This window comes from Pseudoroseomonas ludipueritiae, assembly GCF_014490445.1.
GTDB classification, from domain to species: Bacteria; Pseudomonadota; Alphaproteobacteria; order Acetobacterales; family Acetobacteraceae; genus Pseudoroseomonas; species Pseudoroseomonas ludipueritiae.
In genome coordinates, this window is the sequence record NZ_JACTUZ010000001.1 from 190946 (window position 1) to 207538 (window position 16593).

The window sequence follows — 16593 nt, forward strand, 5'->3', positions numbered from 1 at the left end:
CCACTTGCGGCACGAACTTGGCGGCATCGGTCAACTTCGTGCCGCCAAACCGAAGAGGCATCTGGCTTGCCTCGCGGTTTCACGCTATGGCGCGGGCGGGCCGCGACTGCCTTTGCCAGCGCGTGGACTAGACCCGTCTATCAAGCGTGCCGCCGAAGCCTGCAGGCACCGAGGAGAGGACCAGCAACTTGATTTCCCGACGCACCATCATGCTGGCGGGCGGCATGCTGCCCTTGCTGCTCGCCGGCTGCCAATCCATCGTGGCGCCGAACAAGCCGCTTCCGGAAGACGGCACCATCGATCTGATGACGCTGCTCTCCGCCCGCCCCGACACCAAGATCTTCACCGCGGCGCTGAAGCGTTCCGGCCTGGTGGAGCGGATCACGATCGCCAATGGCCCGGCCACCGTCTTCGTCCCCACGGACGCGGCGATCGAGGCTCTGCCGGCCGCGCAGCGCGCGATCTTCACCGACAGCTCCGCCGACCAGGCGGCGCTGCGCGCGGCCGTGGGCGGGATGATCGCCACCGGCCAGTTGCGGCTGGAAAGCATCGCCGTGCGCAATGGCCTGATCAACACCTGGACGGCCGGCCAGCAGCTGAAGGTGACCGGCGCCCCGGCACCGTCCGCCAAGGTGCAGCGCGCGGTGCTGGCCAATGGCCGCAGCACCACCAGCGGCCCGCAAATCGGCTTCGTGAAGCCCGATATCCTGGCCAGCAACGGCGTTATCCACGTCATGGACGGCGCCCTGGCTTCCTGACGGAGCCATTCGCGGGCGGGGTTTCGGCCCCGCCCGCATCCAGGCGGCTCAGAGCCCCGCCTGTTCCTTGCACCACCCCGCCAGCTGAGCATGGGTGGCGAACCAGACCTTCCCCGATGCCTTGATGTGTTCCACCAGCCGCTCCAGCAGCGTGATGCGGCTGCGGTGGCCGATGACATGCGGATGCATGGTCAGCAGGAAGACGCCGCCTTCCGCCAGGGCGCCATCGAACTCCGCCTTGAAAATCTCCTCCACGGCTGAGGGCGGCGTATAGGGCCGCAGGCCCGAGAAGCGGAGCATGTTGAAGTAGACGGCATCGTCGCGGATCCATTCCGGCGGCAGTTCCACGATGCCGGTGGGTTGGCCGGCCACTTCGATCTCGTAGGGATCGTCATCGGCCATCAGGCTGCTGTCATAGAGCAGCCCCAGTTCGCGGATGATCTCCATCGTGTCGGTGGAAAAATCCCAACTGGCGGTGCGGATACCCACCGGGCGGCGGCCCGTGACCTTCTCCAGCGTATCGGCGGCGCGGAAGGTCAGGTCGCGCTCCACGCCCGGCGGCAGGGTCGTATTGGCCTCGTGGATCCAGGAATGGATGCCGATCTCATGGCCCTCATCCGCCACGCCGCGCACCTCCTCCGGATGCAGCAGGGCAGAGACGGCGGGGTAGAAGAAGGTGGCGGGGACGCCGTGCCGCGCCAGCAGCCGGCGGATGCGGGGCACGCCCTGGCGCGCGCCATACTGGCCCTGGCTGATGCGCATCGGGCTTTCATCCGAGTCGCGCAGCGGGATGGTCTCATGGTCCGCGTCGAAGGACAGCGCGACGCAGCACTCCGCGCCATCGGGCCAGGATCGCGGCGCCAGGCTGCGCCCGCCCCGCGCGCGCCCGACGATGCCGCGCCATCGCTCCTCGCTCCATTCCCAAGGATGGGAGGGCTGTGGGTCATGATCGGCCATGGCCTGACTCCGCTGGTGAAGGCGACGCAGTCTGCGCCCGGCCGCCAGGCGCGGCCAAGGGCTGCCGCTCTTTCCTCGCGGCCCCGGCGGCCCCATGCTGGAGCCCACCTGAAGCCTTCGCGGAACCTGTTGATGTCCGATACCGATCCGGCCCTGATGTCGGCCGAGCAACTCCTCGCCCTCTACGCCCGCCGCCGTCTTTCCCCGGTCGAGGCCCTTCAGGCGATCCTGGAGCGGGTTGCGCGCTATAATCCCTGGGTCAATGCCTTCGCCATGCTGAACCCGCGCGCCCTGGCCGAAGCCGGTGCCAGCGAGGCCCGTTGGTCCGCCGGCCGCCCCATGGGCCCGTTGGATGGCGTGCCCGTTACGGTGAAGGACCTGCTGAACGTCCACGGCATGCCCACCCGGCGCGGCAGCAAGACCACCGACAGCACCCCCGCCACCGAGGATGCCCCTGCCGTAGTCGGCCTGAAGGCGGCCGGCGCCGTGATCCTCGGCAAGACCACCACCACCGAATTCGGCTGGAAGACCCCGGGCGACAACCCGCTGAACGGCATCAGCCGCAATGCCTGGAACCCGGAGCGGACGGTTGGCGGCTCCTCCTGTGGCGCTGGCGCGGCTGGCGCGGCGAATTTCGGGCCCATGCATATCGGCACGGATGCCGGCGGCTCCATCCGCATCCCCGCTGCCTATTGCGGGCTGGTGGGGCTCAAGCCGACCTATGGCCGCATCCCGCAATGGCCGCACAGCGCCTTTGGCCAGGTCTCCTGCGCCGGACCGATGACGCGCAGCGTGCGGGATTCGGCGCTGATGTTCTCCGCCATGGCCCAGGCTGACCTGCGTGACCCTTATTGCCTGCCGGATGAGGTGCGGGACTGGCGCGAGGGCATCGAGGATGGCGTGGCCGGGCTGCGGGTGGCCATCGTGCGCCGCCTGGGCTTCGCGGTGCCCATCGACGATGAAGGCCAGGCCGCGGTGGAACTGGCCGGCCGCCTGCTGGCCGAGCAGGGCGCCATTGTCGAATATGCCGACCCGGAGCTGCCCGATACCCGGCATGTCTTTGGCCGCGTCTGGGGCGTGGCGCTGGCGCGTCTCGTGACAACCATGTCGCCGGAAAAGCGCGCCCTGCTGGACAAGGGCCTGGAGGAAGTGGCCGAGCGCGAGGGCGGCATGTCCGCCATCGACTTCCTGGGCGCCGAGGCGATGCGCACCGAGGCCGCGCATGCCATGGCGCGCTTCCACCAGAAGTACGACCTGGTGCTCTGCCCCACCACGCCGACCGGCGCCTTCGCCGCCGATGCGCCGACGCTGAAGCCGACGGAGGCGCTGTGGCGCGATTGGGCGCCCTGGACCTTTGCCTTCAACCTGACACGCCAGCCGGCCATCACCGTGCCTGTGGGCCTGGACGAAAGCGGCATGCCGCGCGGCGTGCAGCTGGCCGCCGCGCAGTTGCGGGACGACCTTTGCTTCCGCGCTGCCCGCGCCATCGAGCGGGCCGTGGCCCTGCCGGCTGCGAAGGCGGAGGAAGCCCATGCCTGCGCCCATCACCACCACTAGGGGCAGCCCGCACGCTTGAATGGGGCGGTTCGCCGCCCCATCTCCGGCGCTGGAGGGACGACCCTCGGCGCAACGCGCATCCCTCGCCGGGACGACCTGGCGCCGATCGGAGATGTTGCCGATGCTGCCCTGGATCGTCCTGTTGCTCGCCGGCCTGCTGGAGGTGGCCTGGGCCACCGGCCTGAAGCAGAGCGAGGGTTTCACCCGCCTCTGGCCCAGCCTCTTCACCCTGGCGACCATGGCCGGCAGCTTCGTGCTGCTGGCCTATTCCATGCGCTTCCTGCCCCTTGGCACCGCCTATGCCGTCTGGACCGGCATCGGCACCGTGGGCGCCGCCATCCTGGGCATCATGATGTTCGGGGAAGCCGTGACGCCCGCGCGCGTCCTTTGCATCGGCCTGATCGTGGCGGGCATCGCCGGGCTGAAGCTGAGCAGCTGAGCTCGCCTTCCGGCGTTTCAGCGCAGGCCGTGGCGAAGCTTTAGCCGGCCGGCGGCTTCCGGCGCTGCAGCGCCAGTTCGATCTGCCCCATCGCCTCCATGGCCATCCTGAGGGCGGAACTGTCCACCTGCCGCAGCAGTTCCGCCTCCACTTCCGCGAGCCGGACCTCAATGCGGGCGGCGGTGGCCAGGCCGGCGGGTGTCAGCGCCAGCCGGCGGGCGCGCCTGTCCTCCGGGTCCTGCGCCCGCACCACCAGCCCGGCAGCGACCAGCGAATCGAGCAGCCGCACGAGACTCGGGCCCTCGATTCCGATCAGCGCCGCGAGATCCTTCTGGCGCAGGGGCTCCGAGGCACGATGGAGGTAGACCAGCGGGCGCCAGCCGGCATCGGGAAAAGCATCACGGCGGATACCGGCATCGACGGCTTGCCGCCAATGGCGCGCAAGCTGCATCAGGCGCAGGCCGAAGCCTGTTCGCTTCAAATCGTCAGCCATTCAGAACAGATAGCTATTCTACCTGTTGCAACACAAGAACGACTGCCAAGTCCTGGCTTACCAGCGGCGTGGCGGACCGCAATCCAGATGAACGAAGCCCTCGCGGTAATAACCGACGCCGCCCATCTGCATCTGCGCCGCCGTGCGGGCCACGCCGCGCCCGTCCCGCCCCGGCAGGCGGAAGTCGGCCGCCATGCCGGACATGTGCAGGCTGACGGTGGAGACCACCCGTGACCGGCGGGCATTGGAGGCATTGTGTTCCGGCGTACGGTAGCCGCTGGAGATCTGAAAGAATTCCTCGGAATCCAACCGTTCGGCCACGGCGCTCAGCACGTCGAACAGCCGGGGGTCCATCGGCGTCACCTCGGCGGCCGAAAGGTCACGGAAGACCCAGTCCAGTTTGTGCAGCGCCTCCCGGTCGTACTTGCCATTCCGGAAGTAGACGCCGTCGAAACTGTCATCGGTCGGCACGCGCGTCACGCGCAGGCGGCGCACGGGCGGCAGGGCCACGGCCTTTGCACTGCCGGGCAGCAACGCGGTGCAGGCCAGGGCGCCGAGCCCGGCGAAAACCTCCCGCCGGCTGAGGGCGGCCGGCTCGCAGCAAGGGCAGGGTCCGGGACGGGTAAAGAGATCCAGCATCAGCGTGCCACCACTGCGGCCGCGCTGGCCGCCTTCTCGGTCTGTTGGCGCGGCGCGGCGGCCGCAACAGCCGGAGCCGCGGCGCCGCGCTGGTCAAGCGCGCGGGCGTAAGCGGCATCCAGCCCATAGATATCGGGGCGGATGCGCACACCCGCCTGCTCCACCGTCACGGTCTGGTAGAAAAGCCGCACCGGCAGGGGGCGGCGCAGGCCAACAGCCGTGGTCTGCTTCGATTCGAGCACCGTGTCCGCCTTGGCGCGGTCCCAGCCGGTGGTGCCTTCCAGCACCAGGTCCAGCAGCTCCATCGGCTTGTCCAGGCGGATGCAACCGGAGGAGAAGGCGCGGCCCGGCCGGCTGAAGAGATGCCGGTCCGGCGTGTCGTGCAGGTAGATGTCATCGCTGTTGGGCATGATGAACTTGATACGGCCCAGGGCGTTCGAATCCCCCGCGTCCTGCCGGAAGAAATACGGAATGCGCTTAGGGTCGATGCTGGCCCAGTCCACCGTCAGCGGGTCCACTTCCACCCGCTCCCCGCCGATGAACTGGTAGATGCGGAAGCCCTTCTCGATCATCGCGCGCGGGTCGCGGCGGAACTTCGGCAGCAGGTCTTCCCGCGCATTGCGCTCGGGCACGCCCCAGGGTGGGTTGAACTGCACGGTGGTCATGGTCACCGAGAGCATCGGCGTGGCCCGGTTCGGCTTGCCGACGATCACCGCCATGTCCAGCAGCATGCGGGTGCCATTCAGCAGCTTCAGCCGGTAATCGGGGATATTCACCTCGATCCGCCGGCCCGGCTGGGCGCGCGGCGCGGCGCGGCGCATGTCCATGGCGACGCGGATCTGGTTCACGCGCGCCTGAGCGGAGCGGTTCATCAGCACCAGCGTGGCGGGGCCGACGCGGCCATCCGGCTCCAGGCCATTGGCCGCCTGCCAGCGCCGCACCGCCTCCAGCAGCGTCTCGTCATACAGCGCCGGGTCCACAGGCACCGTGGCGGCCAGGGCGGCATCCTCAGCGGCGATGCGGGCGCGCAACGCGGGCACGCGCTCAGGGTCGGTGGAAGCCGGCTCGATGGTGCCGCCAGTCGTGGGCACGCTGGGCCAGCCGCCGGCCGCGACCTGCGCGCGCGCCACCTGCAAGGCCAGCCTCAAGGCCTCCATGCCCGGTGGCAGCAGCGCCGCCTCCTCGATCACCTCCGAGGGTTCTGCATGGCCGTAAAGCCTTGCCTGCCACGCCACCATGGCCACCGCTTCGCGGCGGATGTCGGGGCGGTCTGGCAGGCTGCGCACGCGGCCCTGCAGGAGATCGCCCAGCGCGGCATAAGCGGAGGCGTAGAGCGCGGTGGTATAGCCCTGCGGGTCGGAAGCCGCGCGGGCGTCCGGTGGAATGTTATAATGGCCGGGGTTCAGCCCATCGGCATCCAGTGCCCTGAGCCGCGCGGAGAGGCGCAGCAAGGCATCCCAGCTGGGCTGGGCGGGTTGCAGGGCAGGTCCGGCCGCCAGCGCCCGCATCGGCAAGGCAGAGGCCAGGAACAGCAGGCAGGCATGGCGGCGGCGCATGCTGGCTGCATACAGCCCCACGGCCCGGCATTCCAGTCCCGAGAGCGCCAGGACCGCTCCTGCTGCCGCGCAAAAAAGCGCGGCTTTCCAGGCGTTAGCTGCTTCCGCTCAGAAGCAACACAAAGTGTTACTTCTTGCCCTTCAAAGCGGAAAGCTTGGCGAATGGGTTGGGCCGAGCCGGTTCTTCCTCCGGCTCCTCCTCTTCCTCCAGCAGATCCAGCTCCAGCTTGGCGCCGGGTGCACGGGGGTAAGGGTCGAGCGCCAGGGAAAGCTGCTCGGCGATGGCCTCGCCCAGTTCCAGCACCTCGCCTTCCGTGGGGATCTCGTCCGGCCCGTCCGGGTCTTCCTCGGATTCGGCGCCCTCGGGCAGGAAGCGCAGGTCCACCGGCTCTTCGATATGCTGTGGCACCGGCTCCAGTGTCACCACGCAGGCCTGCACGACGTCGGCGGTTAATTGGCCGCGCACACGCACGGCGCCACCGGCCTCCACCCGCAGGCGCAGGCTGGCCCGCAGGCTGCCGATCTCCAGGATGCCGAAGCGGTCCGCCAGCGCGGCACGTTCGGCCTCGGTGGCTTCCAGTTCCTCCCGCTTTTCCTTTCGGCTCACCGCGCCCCAGGGCAGGGTGCGGGAGAATTCGGGGGCGATATCGGTCATGCCACGGGCTCCGGAAAGCGCGCCTTGCCGGCCAGCAGGGCTTCCAGCGGCTGGGCGGCCAGGGCGGCATCGGCGGTGAAGGCGAAATCGGCCAGCTGCCCCGCCGCCGGGTCGGTGGCCGGCACCGTGCCACGCCAGACATTGCGCGCCAGGGCCTCGGCCAGCGCGCCGCGGTCGCCGGCGGCCAGGGGCGCCTCGTAGGCCAGGGCACGGCCGTGGAAGGCTTCCCACATGTTCTTCACCCGTTTGGCGATGGACATGTCGCCCACGCCCATCTCGCGCAGATTCGTGTCCATGTCCGCGAACATGGCGTCGAAGACGGCCTGCGCCAGGGCGGCGCCGCGCGGGTCGGCATCCCGGTGCAGGCGGCGGATCAACAGCGCCACCTGCAGCCCCACCAGGTCGAAGCGCCCATCCAGCGTGTCCGGCACGCCCAGGGTCGAGAAGAAAAAAGGATGCCGCGCGGCACGCACGGCGGTCGCGTAGAGCTCGAAGCCCTGGCGCTCGTGCGGCTTGCGGCGGAACAGGCCGAACAGGGCCATGATGTGGCGCGGCTCCCTCTGGTCCGGCGCCAGGACAGCAGGCACCGGTTGACCCCGATGCGGGGCAGTGGCAATCGACCGAGCAGATGGACCGCAACCCGCCCCGGGTCAATCGCGCCGCGTGCGGCACGGCCGGGTGGCGGGGCCAAACCAACCAGAGGATCGGCGCCACCATGGCCAGCAGCCACACCTCCCCTGCCCCGCAGGCGCGCCGGCATCCGATGCGCGCCGGACTGCTTGCCCTCGGCCTGGCGCTCGCCGGCTGCTCGGTCTTCGAGGCGCCGCCGGTGCAGCGCGGCAACCGCGCGGACCCTGACCTGATCAGCCAGCTCAGCCCCGGCGTGCAGACCAAGTCCGACGTGCGGGCGCTGCTGGGTTCCCCCAGCGCCACCGGCACCTTCGATGATCAGGAGTGGTATTACATCAGCTCCGTCACCCGCATCCGCCCGGCGCAGAACCCCAGCGTGGAGCAGCAGCGCGTGGTGGCCATGCAGTTCGACGACCAGGGCGTGCTGCGCAACATCCGCGAGCTTGGCCCGAAGGACATGCGGGACGTGCCGGTGGTGGAACGCACCACACCCGTGCCCGGCACCGAGCGGACCTGGCTGCAGGCGCTGTTCGGCAATATCGGCCGCGTCGGCGCCGGTGGCCTGACCGGGCAGGACCAGGGACCCGGCACCGGCCCGGGCCGCTGAAAAAGGCCGCCTCCGGGCGGCCTTTCGTTTTTGTGACTCCAGTCACTCAGGTCACTGTCCTGCCCAGGCGGTGGCCGCGCTTGTGCTTGATTTCCTTGGCTTCTTCACCCCCCGGCTGGAACCGGCCGGGCGCCCCGGCGGTTATGTCGGGGCAAGCCTGAGGGAAGGACGCAATGACAAGCTCGAAGCACGCCAAGGGCGATTCCGGCCACCGCGATGCCGATCGTGGCCTGATGAGCGATACTCCCCGGCCGCCCGGCGACCTGGAGCGCGACCCCGGCATCGGCTCCTCCAAGGGCGTCTTCGGCCGGGGCACGGACCCCATGGCCCTGCGCGCCGAGAATACCGACGAGGGCGATGTCATGAATGACACCACGCCCCAGGGCGCCGCCGACCCCGACCACCGCGGCCGCACCAACAAGTAGCCGGCATCCCCGGCAGCGCGGAGGAACGCCATGGAACAGCCGAACCAGGTGACCATCCATATCGGCGACACTGTCTATACCGGCAGCTACCGGGTCGAGGGCGGGCTCGTGAAGGTCATCGCCGATGACTATGGCAGCGAGGAATCCGCCCGCATCGACGAGGCCGATCCGCATGACCTCGCGCAGACGCTGCTGCGGGAGATGGTCCGCCGCAAGGAAGACCTCTAGGCCGCCCAAGCCGAAACAGATCGGGAGTTCATCGCATGGCCAACGCGGCACATATCGAGAAAGGTCAGATCCAGGACCACATGCCGGTGGTGGGCAGCGACGGCAAGCACTTCGGCACCGTGGACCACCTGACGGGCGACTACATCAAGCTGAGCCGGAGCGACCCCGAGGCCGGCGGCATCCATCGCTATCTGCCGCTGAGCACGGTGGTTGGGTTGGAAGGCGGCGTGGTCCGGCTCTCGATGCCGGCATCGCAGGTGAAGCAGGCCTGCCTGACCGAGGAGGAGGTGCGGGAGCGCATTTCCATGGACCCGGACGAGGGCGCCCGCTTCGGCCAGCCACATGACGATGCGCCCCATGGCAGCCGCGGCAAGGCGCGTGGGGCCAAGGGCGAGCGCGAGCATGGTACCAGCGGGCAGGCGCCCGGGTCGGGCGGTCGCCTTTCCTCCGGCGCCCGCAACATCGGCTGAATAGCCGCAACGGAAAGGATCGCGTATGCAGGATGATCTGGACCCGGGCCGCAACCGCGACCCGGGAGATGCGGTGCCGGAAGGCGTGGCGGTGCAGGAACCCGCGCCGCTGAGCGAACATGATAAGGCTGTCAAACGGCGGCTGGAAAAGCTGGGGCAGGCCCAGCCCAAGGATGAGGGCGGCCGCGCGTCCTAGGGCGCGGCCGCAGCCGGGCGAGCGCCGGGGCCTCTGGCGCCCCTTAGAAGTGGCTCCATCCACCACGGCCGAGGGAGATCTCCCCTCCCCGCGCGTCCCGCACCGTGACAAGGGCCTCGCCGGGCAGGAAGCGCCCGATGCGGGTGGCGGCGACGCCGGATCCGGTGGCACGGGCGGTGATCTCGCCCGCTGCCTCGGGCGGGGCGGCGAAGAGCAGTTCGTAATCGTCGCCGCCCGTCAGGATGCGCGGCAGCAGTTCCGGGCGCGTCGCCAGCAGGGCTGCCGCCTCGTCCGAGAGCGGAAGGCCGGCGGCCTCGATTTCCGCTCCGCAGCCGGAGGCACGGCAAAGATGGCCGAGGTCCTGCACCAGCCCATCCGAAACATCCATGGCCGCCGTGGCGAGGCCCACCAGAGCCTGCCCCAGCGCCACCCGGGGGCGCGGCAGCCGATAGCGGCCGGCGAGATGGCCGCTGGCCACCCCCGGCAGTTCTCCCAGCAGCACGGCCAGGCCCAGCGTACCGTCGCCGATGGTGCCGGAAACCCAAATATCCTGCCCCGGCATTGCCCCCACCCGCCGCAGCGCCTGCCCCGGCGCCACATGGCCCAGGATGGTGAGCGAGAGCGACATGGGCCCCGGCGTGGAAGTGGTGTCGCCCCCCAGCAGGAAGATGCCGAATTCCGTCTGGTCCTGCGCCAGCCCGGCGCTGAAGCCGCCCAGCCAGCCCGATGCCATGTCGCGTGGCAGGCTGGCGGTGAGCAAATAGGCCAGCGGCGCCGCCCCCATGGAGGCAAGGTCGGAGAGATTGGTGCGCAGCAGCTTGCGACCGATGGTCTCCGGCGGGTCGTCCGGCAGGAAATGCACGCCGGCCACCATGGCATCCGCCGCCAGCACCAGTTCACGCCCCGGTGGCGGCGCCATCACGGCGGCATCGTCCGAAAGCTCCAGCGCGCCGGGGCCGGCCAGCGGGCGGAAGTGGCGCGCGATCAGGGCGAATTCAGGCGGCAAGGTCATGCCCCGCCTCTTCGCATGAAAGTCGGCGAAAGGCAGCCCATCCCCTCGCGCGGCCTTGATGGCGGCGGCGTGGCGGCAGACCATCCCGTGATGCCGCAGGGCGTTAGCCTGCCATGACGCAAGATCCTCGTTTGCTTGGCCGCCGCGCGCTGCTGGGCGCTGCATCCGCCACCGCCGCCCTGGCCGTCACCACCGCCCGCGCCCAGGATGCCGAGCCGGAGGAGCCGGCGGCGCAGCCTGCGCAGGGGGCGCGGCCGGGCGAGTACCTCATCACCGGTGCGCATCTGCTGACCATGGATGACAAGCTGGGCGAGATCGCCAATGGCGCCGTGCATGTGCGGGATGGCGCCATCGTCGCGGTCGGTGCCGATATCCAAGCACCGGGTGCGGAGCGGATCGAGGCCCGCGGCGCCGTGGTGATGCCGGGCTTCGTCGACACGCACTGGCACCTCTGGGCCACGCTGGCGCGTGGGCTGGGCTCCAAGGGCGGCTTCGACAAGGCCATGGCGGCATTGGCGCAGAAGTTCCAGCCGCAGGACAATGTTCTGGGCGTGCGGCTCTCCATGGCCGAGGCGGTGCATGCCGGCATCACCACCGTCTGCAACTACGCCCACAACATCGGCAGCCCCGAGGCCGCCCGCGCCGAGTGGCAGGCGATGCGCGAGAGCGGCATCCGCGGTCGCTTCTACCATGGCCACCCCAGCGACCTGCCCAAGGACAAGCTGATGGACCTGCCCGGGCTGGAAGCCCTGGCCAAGGAGAACAAGGGCGATGGGCTGGTCTCGCTCGGTGTCGCCGCGCGCGGCCCGGACCGGAGCCTGGCGGAGATCTGGCGCCGGGAATGGGCGGCGGCGCGGGACCTGGATCTGCCGATCTCCACCCATGTCGCCTATAGCAAGGCGGTGGCGAATAGCGGCGCCATCAAGGCCATGGCGGATGGCAGCTTCCTGGGGCCCGATGTGCAGCTCATCCACCTCACCCAGGCCAGCGATGACGACCTGCGCCGGGTGGCCGATGGTGGCTCCCCCGTCGGCCTCTGCCCCTGGACGGAGATGCAGGTGGGCTTCGGGCTGCCGCCGGTCGCGCGTATCCAGAAGCAGGGGCTGCCGGTCGGGCTGGGGGTGGATAACCTGGCGCTGGCCGGCAATGCCGATGCCTTCGCCATGATGAAGCTGACTGCCGACCTCGCCGCCGCCGTGGCGGGCGAACAAGGCACCCTGACGGAGCGGCAGGTGCTGGAATGGGCCACGATCGGCGGCGCCCGCAGCATCGGCATGGAGGAGCAGATCGGCTCCCTGACGCCGGGCAAGCGGGCGGACCTGATCATGGTGCGGATGGACGCGGTGAACACCGCGCCCGCCTCACGGCCGGACATCACCCTGGTACGGGCGGCGCAGCCGGCCAATGTCTCACTGGTGATGATCGAGGGCCGCATCCACAAGCGCGGGGGGCGCCTGATCGGCCACGATACGGGCAAGCTGCTGCGCGATGCCGGCGCCGCCTTCTCCCGCCTCCAGAAGGAGGCCGGGATCTAGCGCTGGAACTCGGCGCCGCGCAGGTGGCGCGCCAGGGCGTCCAGCACGCCATTGGCGAAGCGTGGCTCCTCGCCCCCGAAGAAGCCGTGGGCGATGTCCATGTACTCGTTGATCACGACGCGCGCCGGCGGCTCGGACCCCGAGGAGAACTCGAAGGCCGCCGCGCGCAGCAGGGCGCGCAGCACCGGGTCCAGCCGCGCCACGGTCCATTCGCGGGCCAGATGCTCGGCAATGATGCCATCCAGCGTATCCGCCTGCCGCGCCACGCCACGCACCACATGCGTGAAGAGCGGCACGTCCACCGTGGGCACGCGGCCATCCTCGAAGCCGCCGCCATCGGGGCCGAGGCGGTGGCGGACGAACTGGTCGATCACCGTCTCGGCGCTCTCGCCGCTCTGGTCGCTCTGGAACAGTGCCTGGATGGCGGCGACGCGCGCGCCGGTGCGCGGCCGGCCCGGCGGGGGAGCCGGGCGGGACTTCTTCTGGGTGGGGGTGTTCATTTGATGCCCCATCTGCGCGCCAGCGCGATCTGGGTCAACAGCGCATAAGCGGCCTCACCACCCTTGTTATGGCGGTCATCCGCGCTGCGGGCCTCGGCCTGGTCCAGGCTCTCCACCGTCAGCAGGCCAAAGCCCAGCGGCACACCGGTCTCGCTGCTGATATCCATCACGCCCTGGCACACGGCCTCGCAGATGAACTGGTAGTGGTCGGTCTCGCCCTTCACCACGCAGCCATGCAGCAGGAAGCCGTCCCAGCCCGGCGCCACCTTCAGCGCCATGCGCAGCGCTGCCGGCAGCTCATAGGCGCCGGCCACGTCCACCACCTCGACCTGGCAGCCGGCCTCGTGCAGCAGCTTCTCGGCACCCCGGCGCATGCCGGAGACCACGCCCTCATAATAGGGCGCCTGGATCAGCAGGATGCGCGGCGCGGGGCCGGGGATGGAGGGGGTGCTGCGCTCGGGCGCGTCGACGGTGCTCATGCCGCGCCTTCCTCCGTCTCGCCCCCGCCGTCAATGGGGCGGGTCTCCACCACGGCCAGGCCATAGCCTTCCAGGCCAACGATGGCCTTGGGATGATTGGAGAGCAGGATCATCTCCTTCACGCCCAGGTCGGCCAGGATCTGCGCGCCGATGCCGTAATCCCGCAGCTCCGGCGGCGCGGTGCGGTCGCGCCCGGCGCGGACGCGCTCCGAGATCGAGGTGGGCTTGATGTCGCGGATGATGACCACCGCCCCGCGCCCGGCCGCCGAGATCTCGGCCATGGAGCGCTGCAGGTCGTGCGGGCCCTTCATGCCCACGATGTCGTGCAGCACGTTTACGGCATGCATGCGCACCAGCACCGGCCCGGGGCGGGAAAGGTCACCCTTCACCAGCGCCACATGCTCCCCGTATTCCAGGGTGTTGGCATAGACGATCAGCCGCCACTCGCCCTGCCCGTGGGAGTCGGGCATGCGGCCTTCCTCCACCCGCTTCACCAGTCGCTCGGTGCGGCGGCGATGCGCGATCAGGTCGGCGATGGTGCCGAGCTTCAGGCCATGGTGCTGCGCGAAGGACACCAGGTCCGGCAGCCGGGCCATGGTGCCGTCCTCGTTCATGATCTCGCAGATCACGCCGGCGGGGTTCAGCCCGGCCATGCGGGCGAAATCCACCGCCGCCTCGGTATGGCCGGCGCGGACCAGCGTGCCGCCCTCCCGCGCCACCAGGGGGAAGACATGGCCGGGGGTGACGATATCCTCCCGCTTGGTCTCCGGGTTGATGGCGACCGCGATGGTGCGGGCACGGTCGGCGGCGGAAATGCCGGTGGTCACCCCTTCCCGCGCCTCGATCGAGACGGTGAAGGCGGTCTGGTGCCGGGTGCCATTGGCCTGGGCCATCAGCGGCAGGCCGAGCTGCTCCACCCGGCTGCGCGTCATGGCCAGGCAGATCAGGCCACGGGCGAAGCGGGCCATGAAGTTGATGGCGTCCGGCGTCGCGAACTGCGCGGGGATGACGAGGTCGCCCTCGTTCTCCCGGTCCTCGTCATCGACCAGGATGAACATGCGGCCGCGGCGGGCTTCCTCCAGCAGTTCCTCGGTTGGGCTGAGGAACTCGTGCAGGGAGCTCTCTTTGGTGACGATGCTCATGAATTGAACTCCCGCAGTCGGGCGACGTAGCGCGCCAGCATGTCGATCTCGATATTCACCCGCCGACCGGGCGCCAGCTCGCCCAGCGTGGTCACGGCCGTTGTATGGGGAATGACATTCACCCCGAAGCTGGCGCCATCCACCTCATTCACCGTGAGGGAGACGCCATCGACCGTGATGGAACCCTTGGGCGCGACATAGCGCGCCAGCCCGTCTGGCAACTGGAACATCCAGCGCGTGGAGCCATTCTCCGGCGTCTCGGACAGCACTTCCGCCATCCCGTCCACATGGCCGGAGACGACATGGCCGCCCATCTCGTCGCCCATCTTCAGCGCGCGTTCCAGGTTGATGCGCGTGCCGACCTTCCAGCTGCCCAGCGTGGTCTTCGACAGGCTCTCGGCCGAGACCTCCACCGTGAAGCGGTCATCCTCCAGCGTCACCACCGTCAGGCAGCAGCCGGAACAGGCGATGGAGGCGCCGATCTCGGCACCCTCCAGCCAGCCCTGGGGCGTATCGATAGCCAGGCGCATGTCCCGCCCTTCCCCGATAGGGTCGATGGCGGCGACAACGCCGATGGCGGTGATGATGCCGGTAAACATTCTTCAGGCAGCCTCGAACTCGCTGAGCAGATCGGGGCCCAGCACGGCGGCGGAGACCCGGCGGAATCTGGGCATGGCGGAGAGCATGTCCAGCGGAAGCGCATCCACGGCGGGCCGTCCATCCGCCCCCATCGTGGCAGGAGCATGGAACCAGGCGAGGCGATCCACCAGCCCCGCGCGCAGCAATCCTGCGGCCAGAACCGCGCCGCCTTCTGCGAAAACCCGCGTGATGCCGCGCACCGCCAGGGCCCGCAGCAGCGCGCCGAGATCGAGGCCCGTGCCATTCTCCGCCGCCGGCACCTCCACCAGCTCGGCACCACGGGCGCGCAGGGCATCCAGCGCGGCTTCCGGGTGGCCGGGGCTGGTGACGATCCAGGCCGGGGCCGTGTTGCTGAAGAGCCGGGCCGAAGCCGGGGTGCGCAGCCGGGCATCGGCCACCACGCGCACGGTGGGCATGGGCGCGGCGCCAGGCAGGCGGCAGGTCAGGTCTGGGTCATCGGCCAGCAGGGTGCCGCTGCCGACCAGCACGGCATCGTGCCGGGCGCGCATGGCATGCACGGCCCGGCGCGCGGCGGGGCCGGTGATCCAGCGGCTCTCCCCATTGCGGGTGGCGATGCGGCCATCCAGCGTGGTGGCCAGCTTCAGCGTCACCAGCGGCAGCCCGACGGAAACACGGCGGATGAAGCCGGCCGTGAGGGCGGCGGCCTCGGCTTCCAGCACGCCATGCTGCACCTCGATGCCGGCTTCCCGCAGCAGGCGCAGGCCGCGGCCATCCACGCGCGGGTCGGGATCGCGCAGCGCCACCACGACGCGGGCGACACCGGCGGCAATCAATGCATCGGTGCAAGGCGGCGTGCGGCCCCAGTGGCAGCAGGGCTCCAGCGTCACATAGGCGGTGGCGCCGCGCGCGGCCTCACCAGCCCGGCGCAGCGCCTCGGTCTCAGCATGCGGGCGGCCACCGGGGGCGGTCCAGCCACGCCCGACCACCTGCCCGTCCCGCACCACCACGCAGCCCACCGCCGGGTTGGGCCAGGTATTGCCGAGGCCACGCGCCGCCAGCGACAGGGCGGCGCGCATATGCGCCTCATCCTGCGCGTGCTGCTGTGCCCCGGCCGCCATGTCAGGCGGCGACGGAGGTGGACAGGATGGCCAGCGGCTTGGCCAGCACGCTGTGGCGCAGCATGGCATCCAGCACCGGCTCAGGCCGCATGCCCGCGTCCATCAGCGCATAGCCACGACGGCGGAACAGCCCCAGGGCGCGCAACTGCCCGCTGGGCACCCGCACCCGCAGCCACTCCACGCCGAGGCCGGCGAGATGCGTCTCCATCTCCGCCAGCAGAGCGGAGCCGATGCCCTGCCCCGTCATGGCCGGCGCCACCCAGAGGCCGAGCAGCCGGGCGGGCGGGTCCATCTCGCTGGGTAGGGAGGCCAGGGCGCAGCCAACCGGCACCCCATCGATCTCGGCCAGCAGCAGCGGGCCGGGATTGGTGGCGAAGAAGCAGTTGAAGCGCGAGGCATCCGCCCGCGCGCGCAGTTCCGGCGGCAGCAGCGGCGCCAGGGCGCGGCCATAGGCATGGGCCGCCAGGGTCGCGAGGGCTGGCCGGTCGGTCAGCAGCGCCTCACGCAGGGCAAAGCCCTGGCTTGGTCGGAGGGCCGCGATGCGGCCGGCGGCGCGCGGCAGAGGCGCCGCCGGGGATGCGAAATTCACCACGTGTG

General features: G+C 70.2%; 22 protein-coding genes. 9 read left to right on the forward strand and 13 right to left on the reverse strand.

The genetic code is table 11. From position 1 onward, the window contains the following. The first annotated feature begins 188 nt into the window (after positions 1–188). The gene (locus IBL25_RS00910; RefSeq protein ID WP_187776661.1) at positions 189–758 is read left to right on the forward strand and encodes a fasciclin domain-containing protein; all 570 of its coding nucleotides are present in this window, start codon (positions 189–191) and stop codon (positions 756–758) included. A 48-nt stretch (positions 759–806) separates the two neighbouring features. Here the strand turns inward: IBL25_RS00910 and IBL25_RS00915 are convergent, their stop codons facing one another. Beyond that, the gene (locus IBL25_RS00915; RefSeq protein WP_187776662.1) at positions 807–1715 is read right to left on the reverse strand and encodes a polysaccharide deacetylase family protein; all 909 of its coding nucleotides are present in this window, start codon (positions 1713–1715) and stop codon (positions 807–809) included. A gap of 132 nt (positions 1716–1847) precedes the next feature. Here IBL25_RS00915 and IBL25_RS00920 point away from each other — a divergent pair, with 132 nt between their 5' ends. Next, on the forward strand, positions 1848–3272 hold the full coding sequence (locus IBL25_RS00920) for an amidase (RefSeq protein ID WP_187776663.1): 1425 nt from the start codon (positions 1848–1850) through the stop codon (positions 3270–3272). A 121-nt stretch (positions 3273–3393) separates the two neighbouring features. Next, positions 3394–3711 (forward strand): quaternary ammonium compound efflux SMR transporter SugE, encoded by a 318-nt coding sequence (sugE, locus tag IBL25_RS00925; RefSeq protein WP_456315842.1) that lies wholly within the window; start codon positions 3394–3396, stop codon positions 3709–3711. Positions 3712–3751: 40 nt separating this feature from the next. Here sugE and IBL25_RS00930 read toward each other — a convergent pair whose 3' ends face one another. The 5 genes from IBL25_RS00930 to IBL25_RS00950 all read right to left on the reverse strand — a co-directional run bounded on the left by IBL25_RS00930 (position 3752) and on the right by IBL25_RS00950 (position 7596). Further along, on the reverse strand, positions 3752–4204 hold the full coding sequence (locus IBL25_RS00930; RefSeq protein WP_187776664.1) for a MarR family winged helix-turn-helix transcriptional regulator: 453 nt from the start codon (positions 4202–4204) through the stop codon (positions 3752–3754). A gap of 57 nt (positions 4205–4261) precedes the next feature. Next, positions 4262–4843, reverse strand: a complete 582-nt coding sequence (locus tag IBL25_RS00935; RefSeq protein ID WP_187776665.1) for a YcbK family protein — start codon at positions 4841–4843, stop codon at positions 4262–4264. Then, complete coding sequence (locus tag IBL25_RS00940) at positions 4843–6420, reverse strand: L,D-transpeptidase family protein (protein WP_367615521.1); 1578 nt, start codon at positions 6418–6420, stop codon at positions 4843–4845. The genes IBL25_RS00935 and IBL25_RS00940 overlap by 1 nt, the downstream gene beginning before the upstream one ends. 106 nt (positions 6421–6526) lie before the next feature. Further along, positions 6527–7054 (reverse strand): YceD family protein, encoded by a 528-nt coding sequence (locus IBL25_RS00945; RefSeq protein ID WP_187776666.1) that lies wholly within the window; start codon positions 7052–7054, stop codon positions 6527–6529. Then, a complete protein-coding gene (locus tag IBL25_RS00950; protein ID WP_187776667.1) occupies positions 7051–7596 on the reverse strand; it encodes a ubiquinol-cytochrome C chaperone family protein in 546 nt (181 codons plus the stop codon). The genes IBL25_RS00945 and IBL25_RS00950 overlap by 4 nt, the downstream gene beginning before the upstream one ends. A gap of 173 nt (positions 7597–7769) precedes the next feature. Between IBL25_RS00950 and IBL25_RS00955 the strand changes: the two genes are divergently transcribed. The 5 genes from IBL25_RS00955 (at position 7770) to IBL25_RS00975 (ending at position 9610) form a co-directional block, all read left to right on the forward strand. After that, positions 7770–8291, forward strand: a complete 522-nt coding sequence (locus IBL25_RS00955) for an outer membrane protein assembly factor BamE (protein WP_187776668.1) — start codon at positions 7770–7772, stop codon at positions 8289–8291. Between the two features lie 173 nt (positions 8292–8464). Further along, positions 8465–8716 carry a hypothetical protein gene (locus IBL25_RS00960; RefSeq protein ID WP_202986627.1) on the forward strand — a complete coding sequence of 84 codons (252 nt, stop codon included), beginning with the start codon at positions 8465–8467 and terminating at the stop codon, positions 8714–8716. A gap of 30 nt (positions 8717–8746) precedes the next feature. Continuing rightward, positions 8747–8944 (forward strand): hypothetical protein, encoded by a 198-nt coding sequence (locus tag IBL25_RS00965; protein ID WP_187776669.1) that lies wholly within the window; start codon positions 8747–8749, stop codon positions 8942–8944. 35 nt (positions 8945–8979) lie between these two features. Then, positions 8980–9414 carry a DUF2171 domain-containing protein gene (locus IBL25_RS00970; RefSeq protein ID WP_187776670.1) on the forward strand — a complete coding sequence of 145 codons (435 nt, stop codon included), beginning with the start codon at positions 8980–8982 and terminating at the stop codon, positions 9412–9414. Positions 9415–9439: 25 nt separating this feature from the next. Further along, on the forward strand, positions 9440–9610 hold the full coding sequence (locus IBL25_RS00975) for a hypothetical protein (RefSeq protein WP_187776671.1): 171 nt from the start codon (positions 9440–9442) through the stop codon (positions 9608–9610). Between the two features lie 43 nt (positions 9611–9653). Here IBL25_RS00975 and thiL read toward each other — a convergent pair whose 3' ends face one another. Further along, positions 9654–10622 (reverse strand): thiamine-phosphate kinase, encoded by a 969-nt coding sequence (thiL, locus tag IBL25_RS00980; protein ID WP_187776672.1) that lies wholly within the window; start codon positions 10620–10622, stop codon positions 9654–9656. A gap of 113 nt (positions 10623–10735) precedes the next feature. Here thiL and IBL25_RS00985 point away from each other — a divergent pair, with 113 nt between their 5' ends. Continuing rightward, positions 10736–12157, forward strand: coding sequence for an amidohydrolase family protein (locus IBL25_RS00985; protein WP_187776673.1), 1422 nt, complete (start codon positions 10736–10738; stop codon positions 12155–12157). On the opposite strand, the gene nusB is transcribed toward IBL25_RS00985, so the two are convergent. Genes nusB through IBL25_RS01015 form a run of 6 tightly spaced genes read right to left on the reverse strand, consistent with a single transcriptional unit; the run spans position 12154 to position 16585 of the window. Further along, positions 12154–12657, reverse strand: a complete 504-nt coding sequence (gene nusB / locus IBL25_RS00990; protein ID WP_187776674.1) for a transcription antitermination factor NusB — start codon at positions 12655–12657, stop codon at positions 12154–12156. The two genes, IBL25_RS00985 and nusB, sit on opposite strands and share 4 nt — an antisense overlap. Further along, a complete protein-coding gene (ribH, locus tag IBL25_RS00995; protein WP_187776675.1) occupies positions 12654–13136 on the reverse strand; it encodes a 6,7-dimethyl-8-ribityllumazine synthase in 483 nt (160 codons plus the stop codon). Before ribH ends, nusB begins: the two co-directional genes overlap by 4 nt. Continuing rightward, positions 13133–14278: a 3,4-dihydroxy-2-butanone-4-phosphate synthase gene (gene ribB / locus IBL25_RS01000; protein ID WP_187776676.1), complete on the reverse strand. Its 1146-nt coding sequence runs from the start codon at positions 14276–14278 to the stop codon at positions 13133–13135. The genes ribH and ribB overlap by 4 nt, the downstream gene beginning before the upstream one ends. Continuing rightward, complete coding sequence (locus tag IBL25_RS01005; RefSeq protein ID WP_187776677.1) at positions 14275–14877, reverse strand: riboflavin synthase; 603 nt, start codon at positions 14875–14877, stop codon at positions 14275–14277. Before IBL25_RS01005 ends, ribB begins: the two co-directional genes overlap by 4 nt. A gap of 3 nt (positions 14878–14880) precedes the next feature. Then, the gene (ribD, locus tag IBL25_RS01010; RefSeq protein WP_456315843.1) at positions 14881–16065 is read right to left on the reverse strand and encodes a bifunctional diaminohydroxyphosphoribosylaminopyrimidine deaminase/5-amino-6-(5-phosphoribosylamino)uracil reductase RibD; all 1185 of its coding nucleotides are present in this window, start codon (positions 16063–16065) and stop codon (positions 14881–14883) included. Next, entirely contained in the window at positions 15998–16585 is a 588-nt protein-coding gene (locus IBL25_RS01015; protein WP_187776679.1) for a GNAT family N-acetyltransferase, read from the reverse strand. Before IBL25_RS01015 ends, ribD begins: the two co-directional genes overlap by 68 nt. Positions 16586–16593: the final 8 nt, after the last annotated feature.

Bases quoted from the DNA above. Each gene is read 5' to 3' on its own strand.
- IBL25_RS00915 (WP_187776662.1), bottom strand. From the start codon at position 1,715: ATGGCCGATCATGACCCACAGCCCTCCCATCCTTGGGAATGGAGCGAG.
- IBL25_RS00920 (WP_187776663.1), top strand. From the start codon at position 1,848: ATGTCCGATACCGATCCGGCCCTGATGTCGGCCGAGCAACTCCTCGCC.
- sugE (WP_456315842.1), top strand. From the start codon at position 3,394: ATGCTGCCCTGGATCGTCCTGTTGCTCGCCGGCCTGCTGGAGGTGGCC.
- IBL25_RS00930 (WP_187776664.1), bottom strand. From the start codon at position 4,204: ATGGCTGACGATTTGAAGCGAACAGGCTTCGGCCTGCGCCTGATGCAG.
- IBL25_RS00935 (WP_187776665.1), bottom strand. From the start codon at position 4,843: ATGCTGGATCTCTTTACCCGTCCCGGACCCTGCCCTTGCTGCGAGCCG.
- IBL25_RS00945 (WP_187776666.1), bottom strand. From the start codon at position 7,054: ATGACCGATATCGCCCCCGAATTCTCCCGCACCCTGCCCTGGGGCGCG.
- IBL25_RS00950 (WP_187776667.1), bottom strand. From the start codon at position 7,596: ATGGCCCTGTTCGGCCTGTTCCGCCGCAAGCCGCACGAGCGCCAGGGC.
- IBL25_RS00955 (WP_187776668.1), top strand. From the start codon at position 7,770: ATGGCCAGCAGCCACACCTCCCCTGCCCCGCAGGCGCGCCGGCATCCG.
- IBL25_RS00960 (WP_202986627.1), top strand. From the start codon at position 8,465: ATGACAAGCTCGAAGCACGCCAAGGGCGATTCCGGCCACCGCGATGCC.
- IBL25_RS00965 (WP_187776669.1), top strand. From the start codon at position 8,747: ATGGAACAGCCGAACCAGGTGACCATCCATATCGGCGACACTGTCTAT.
- IBL25_RS00970 (WP_187776670.1), top strand. From the start codon at position 8,980: ATGGCCAACGCGGCACATATCGAGAAAGGTCAGATCCAGGACCACATG.
- IBL25_RS00975 (WP_187776671.1), top strand. From the start codon at position 9,440: ATGCAGGATGATCTGGACCCGGGCCGCAACCGCGACCCGGGAGATGCG.
- thiL (WP_187776672.1), bottom strand. From the start codon at position 10,622: ATGACCTTGCCGCCTGAATTCGCCCTGATCGCGCGCCACTTCCGCCCG.
- IBL25_RS00985 (WP_187776673.1), top strand. From the start codon at position 10,736: ATGACGCAAGATCCTCGTTTGCTTGGCCGCCGCGCGCTGCTGGGCGCT.
- nusB (WP_187776674.1), bottom strand. From the start codon at position 12,657: ATGAACACCCCCACCCAGAAGAAGTCCCGCCCGGCTCCCCCGCCGGGC.
- ribH (WP_187776675.1), bottom strand. From the start codon at position 13,136: ATGAGCACCGTCGACGCGCCCGAGCGCAGCACCCCCTCCATCCCCGGC.
- ribB (WP_187776676.1), bottom strand. From the start codon at position 14,278: ATGAGCATCGTCACCAAAGAGAGCTCCCTGCACGAGTTCCTCAGCCCA.
- IBL25_RS01005 (WP_187776677.1), bottom strand. From the start codon at position 14,877: ATGTTTACCGGCATCATCACCGCCATCGGCGTTGTCGCCGCCATCGAC.
- ribD (WP_456315843.1), bottom strand. From the start codon at position 16,065: ATGCCATGCTGCGCCACAGCGTGCTGGCCAAGCCGCTGGCCATCCTGT.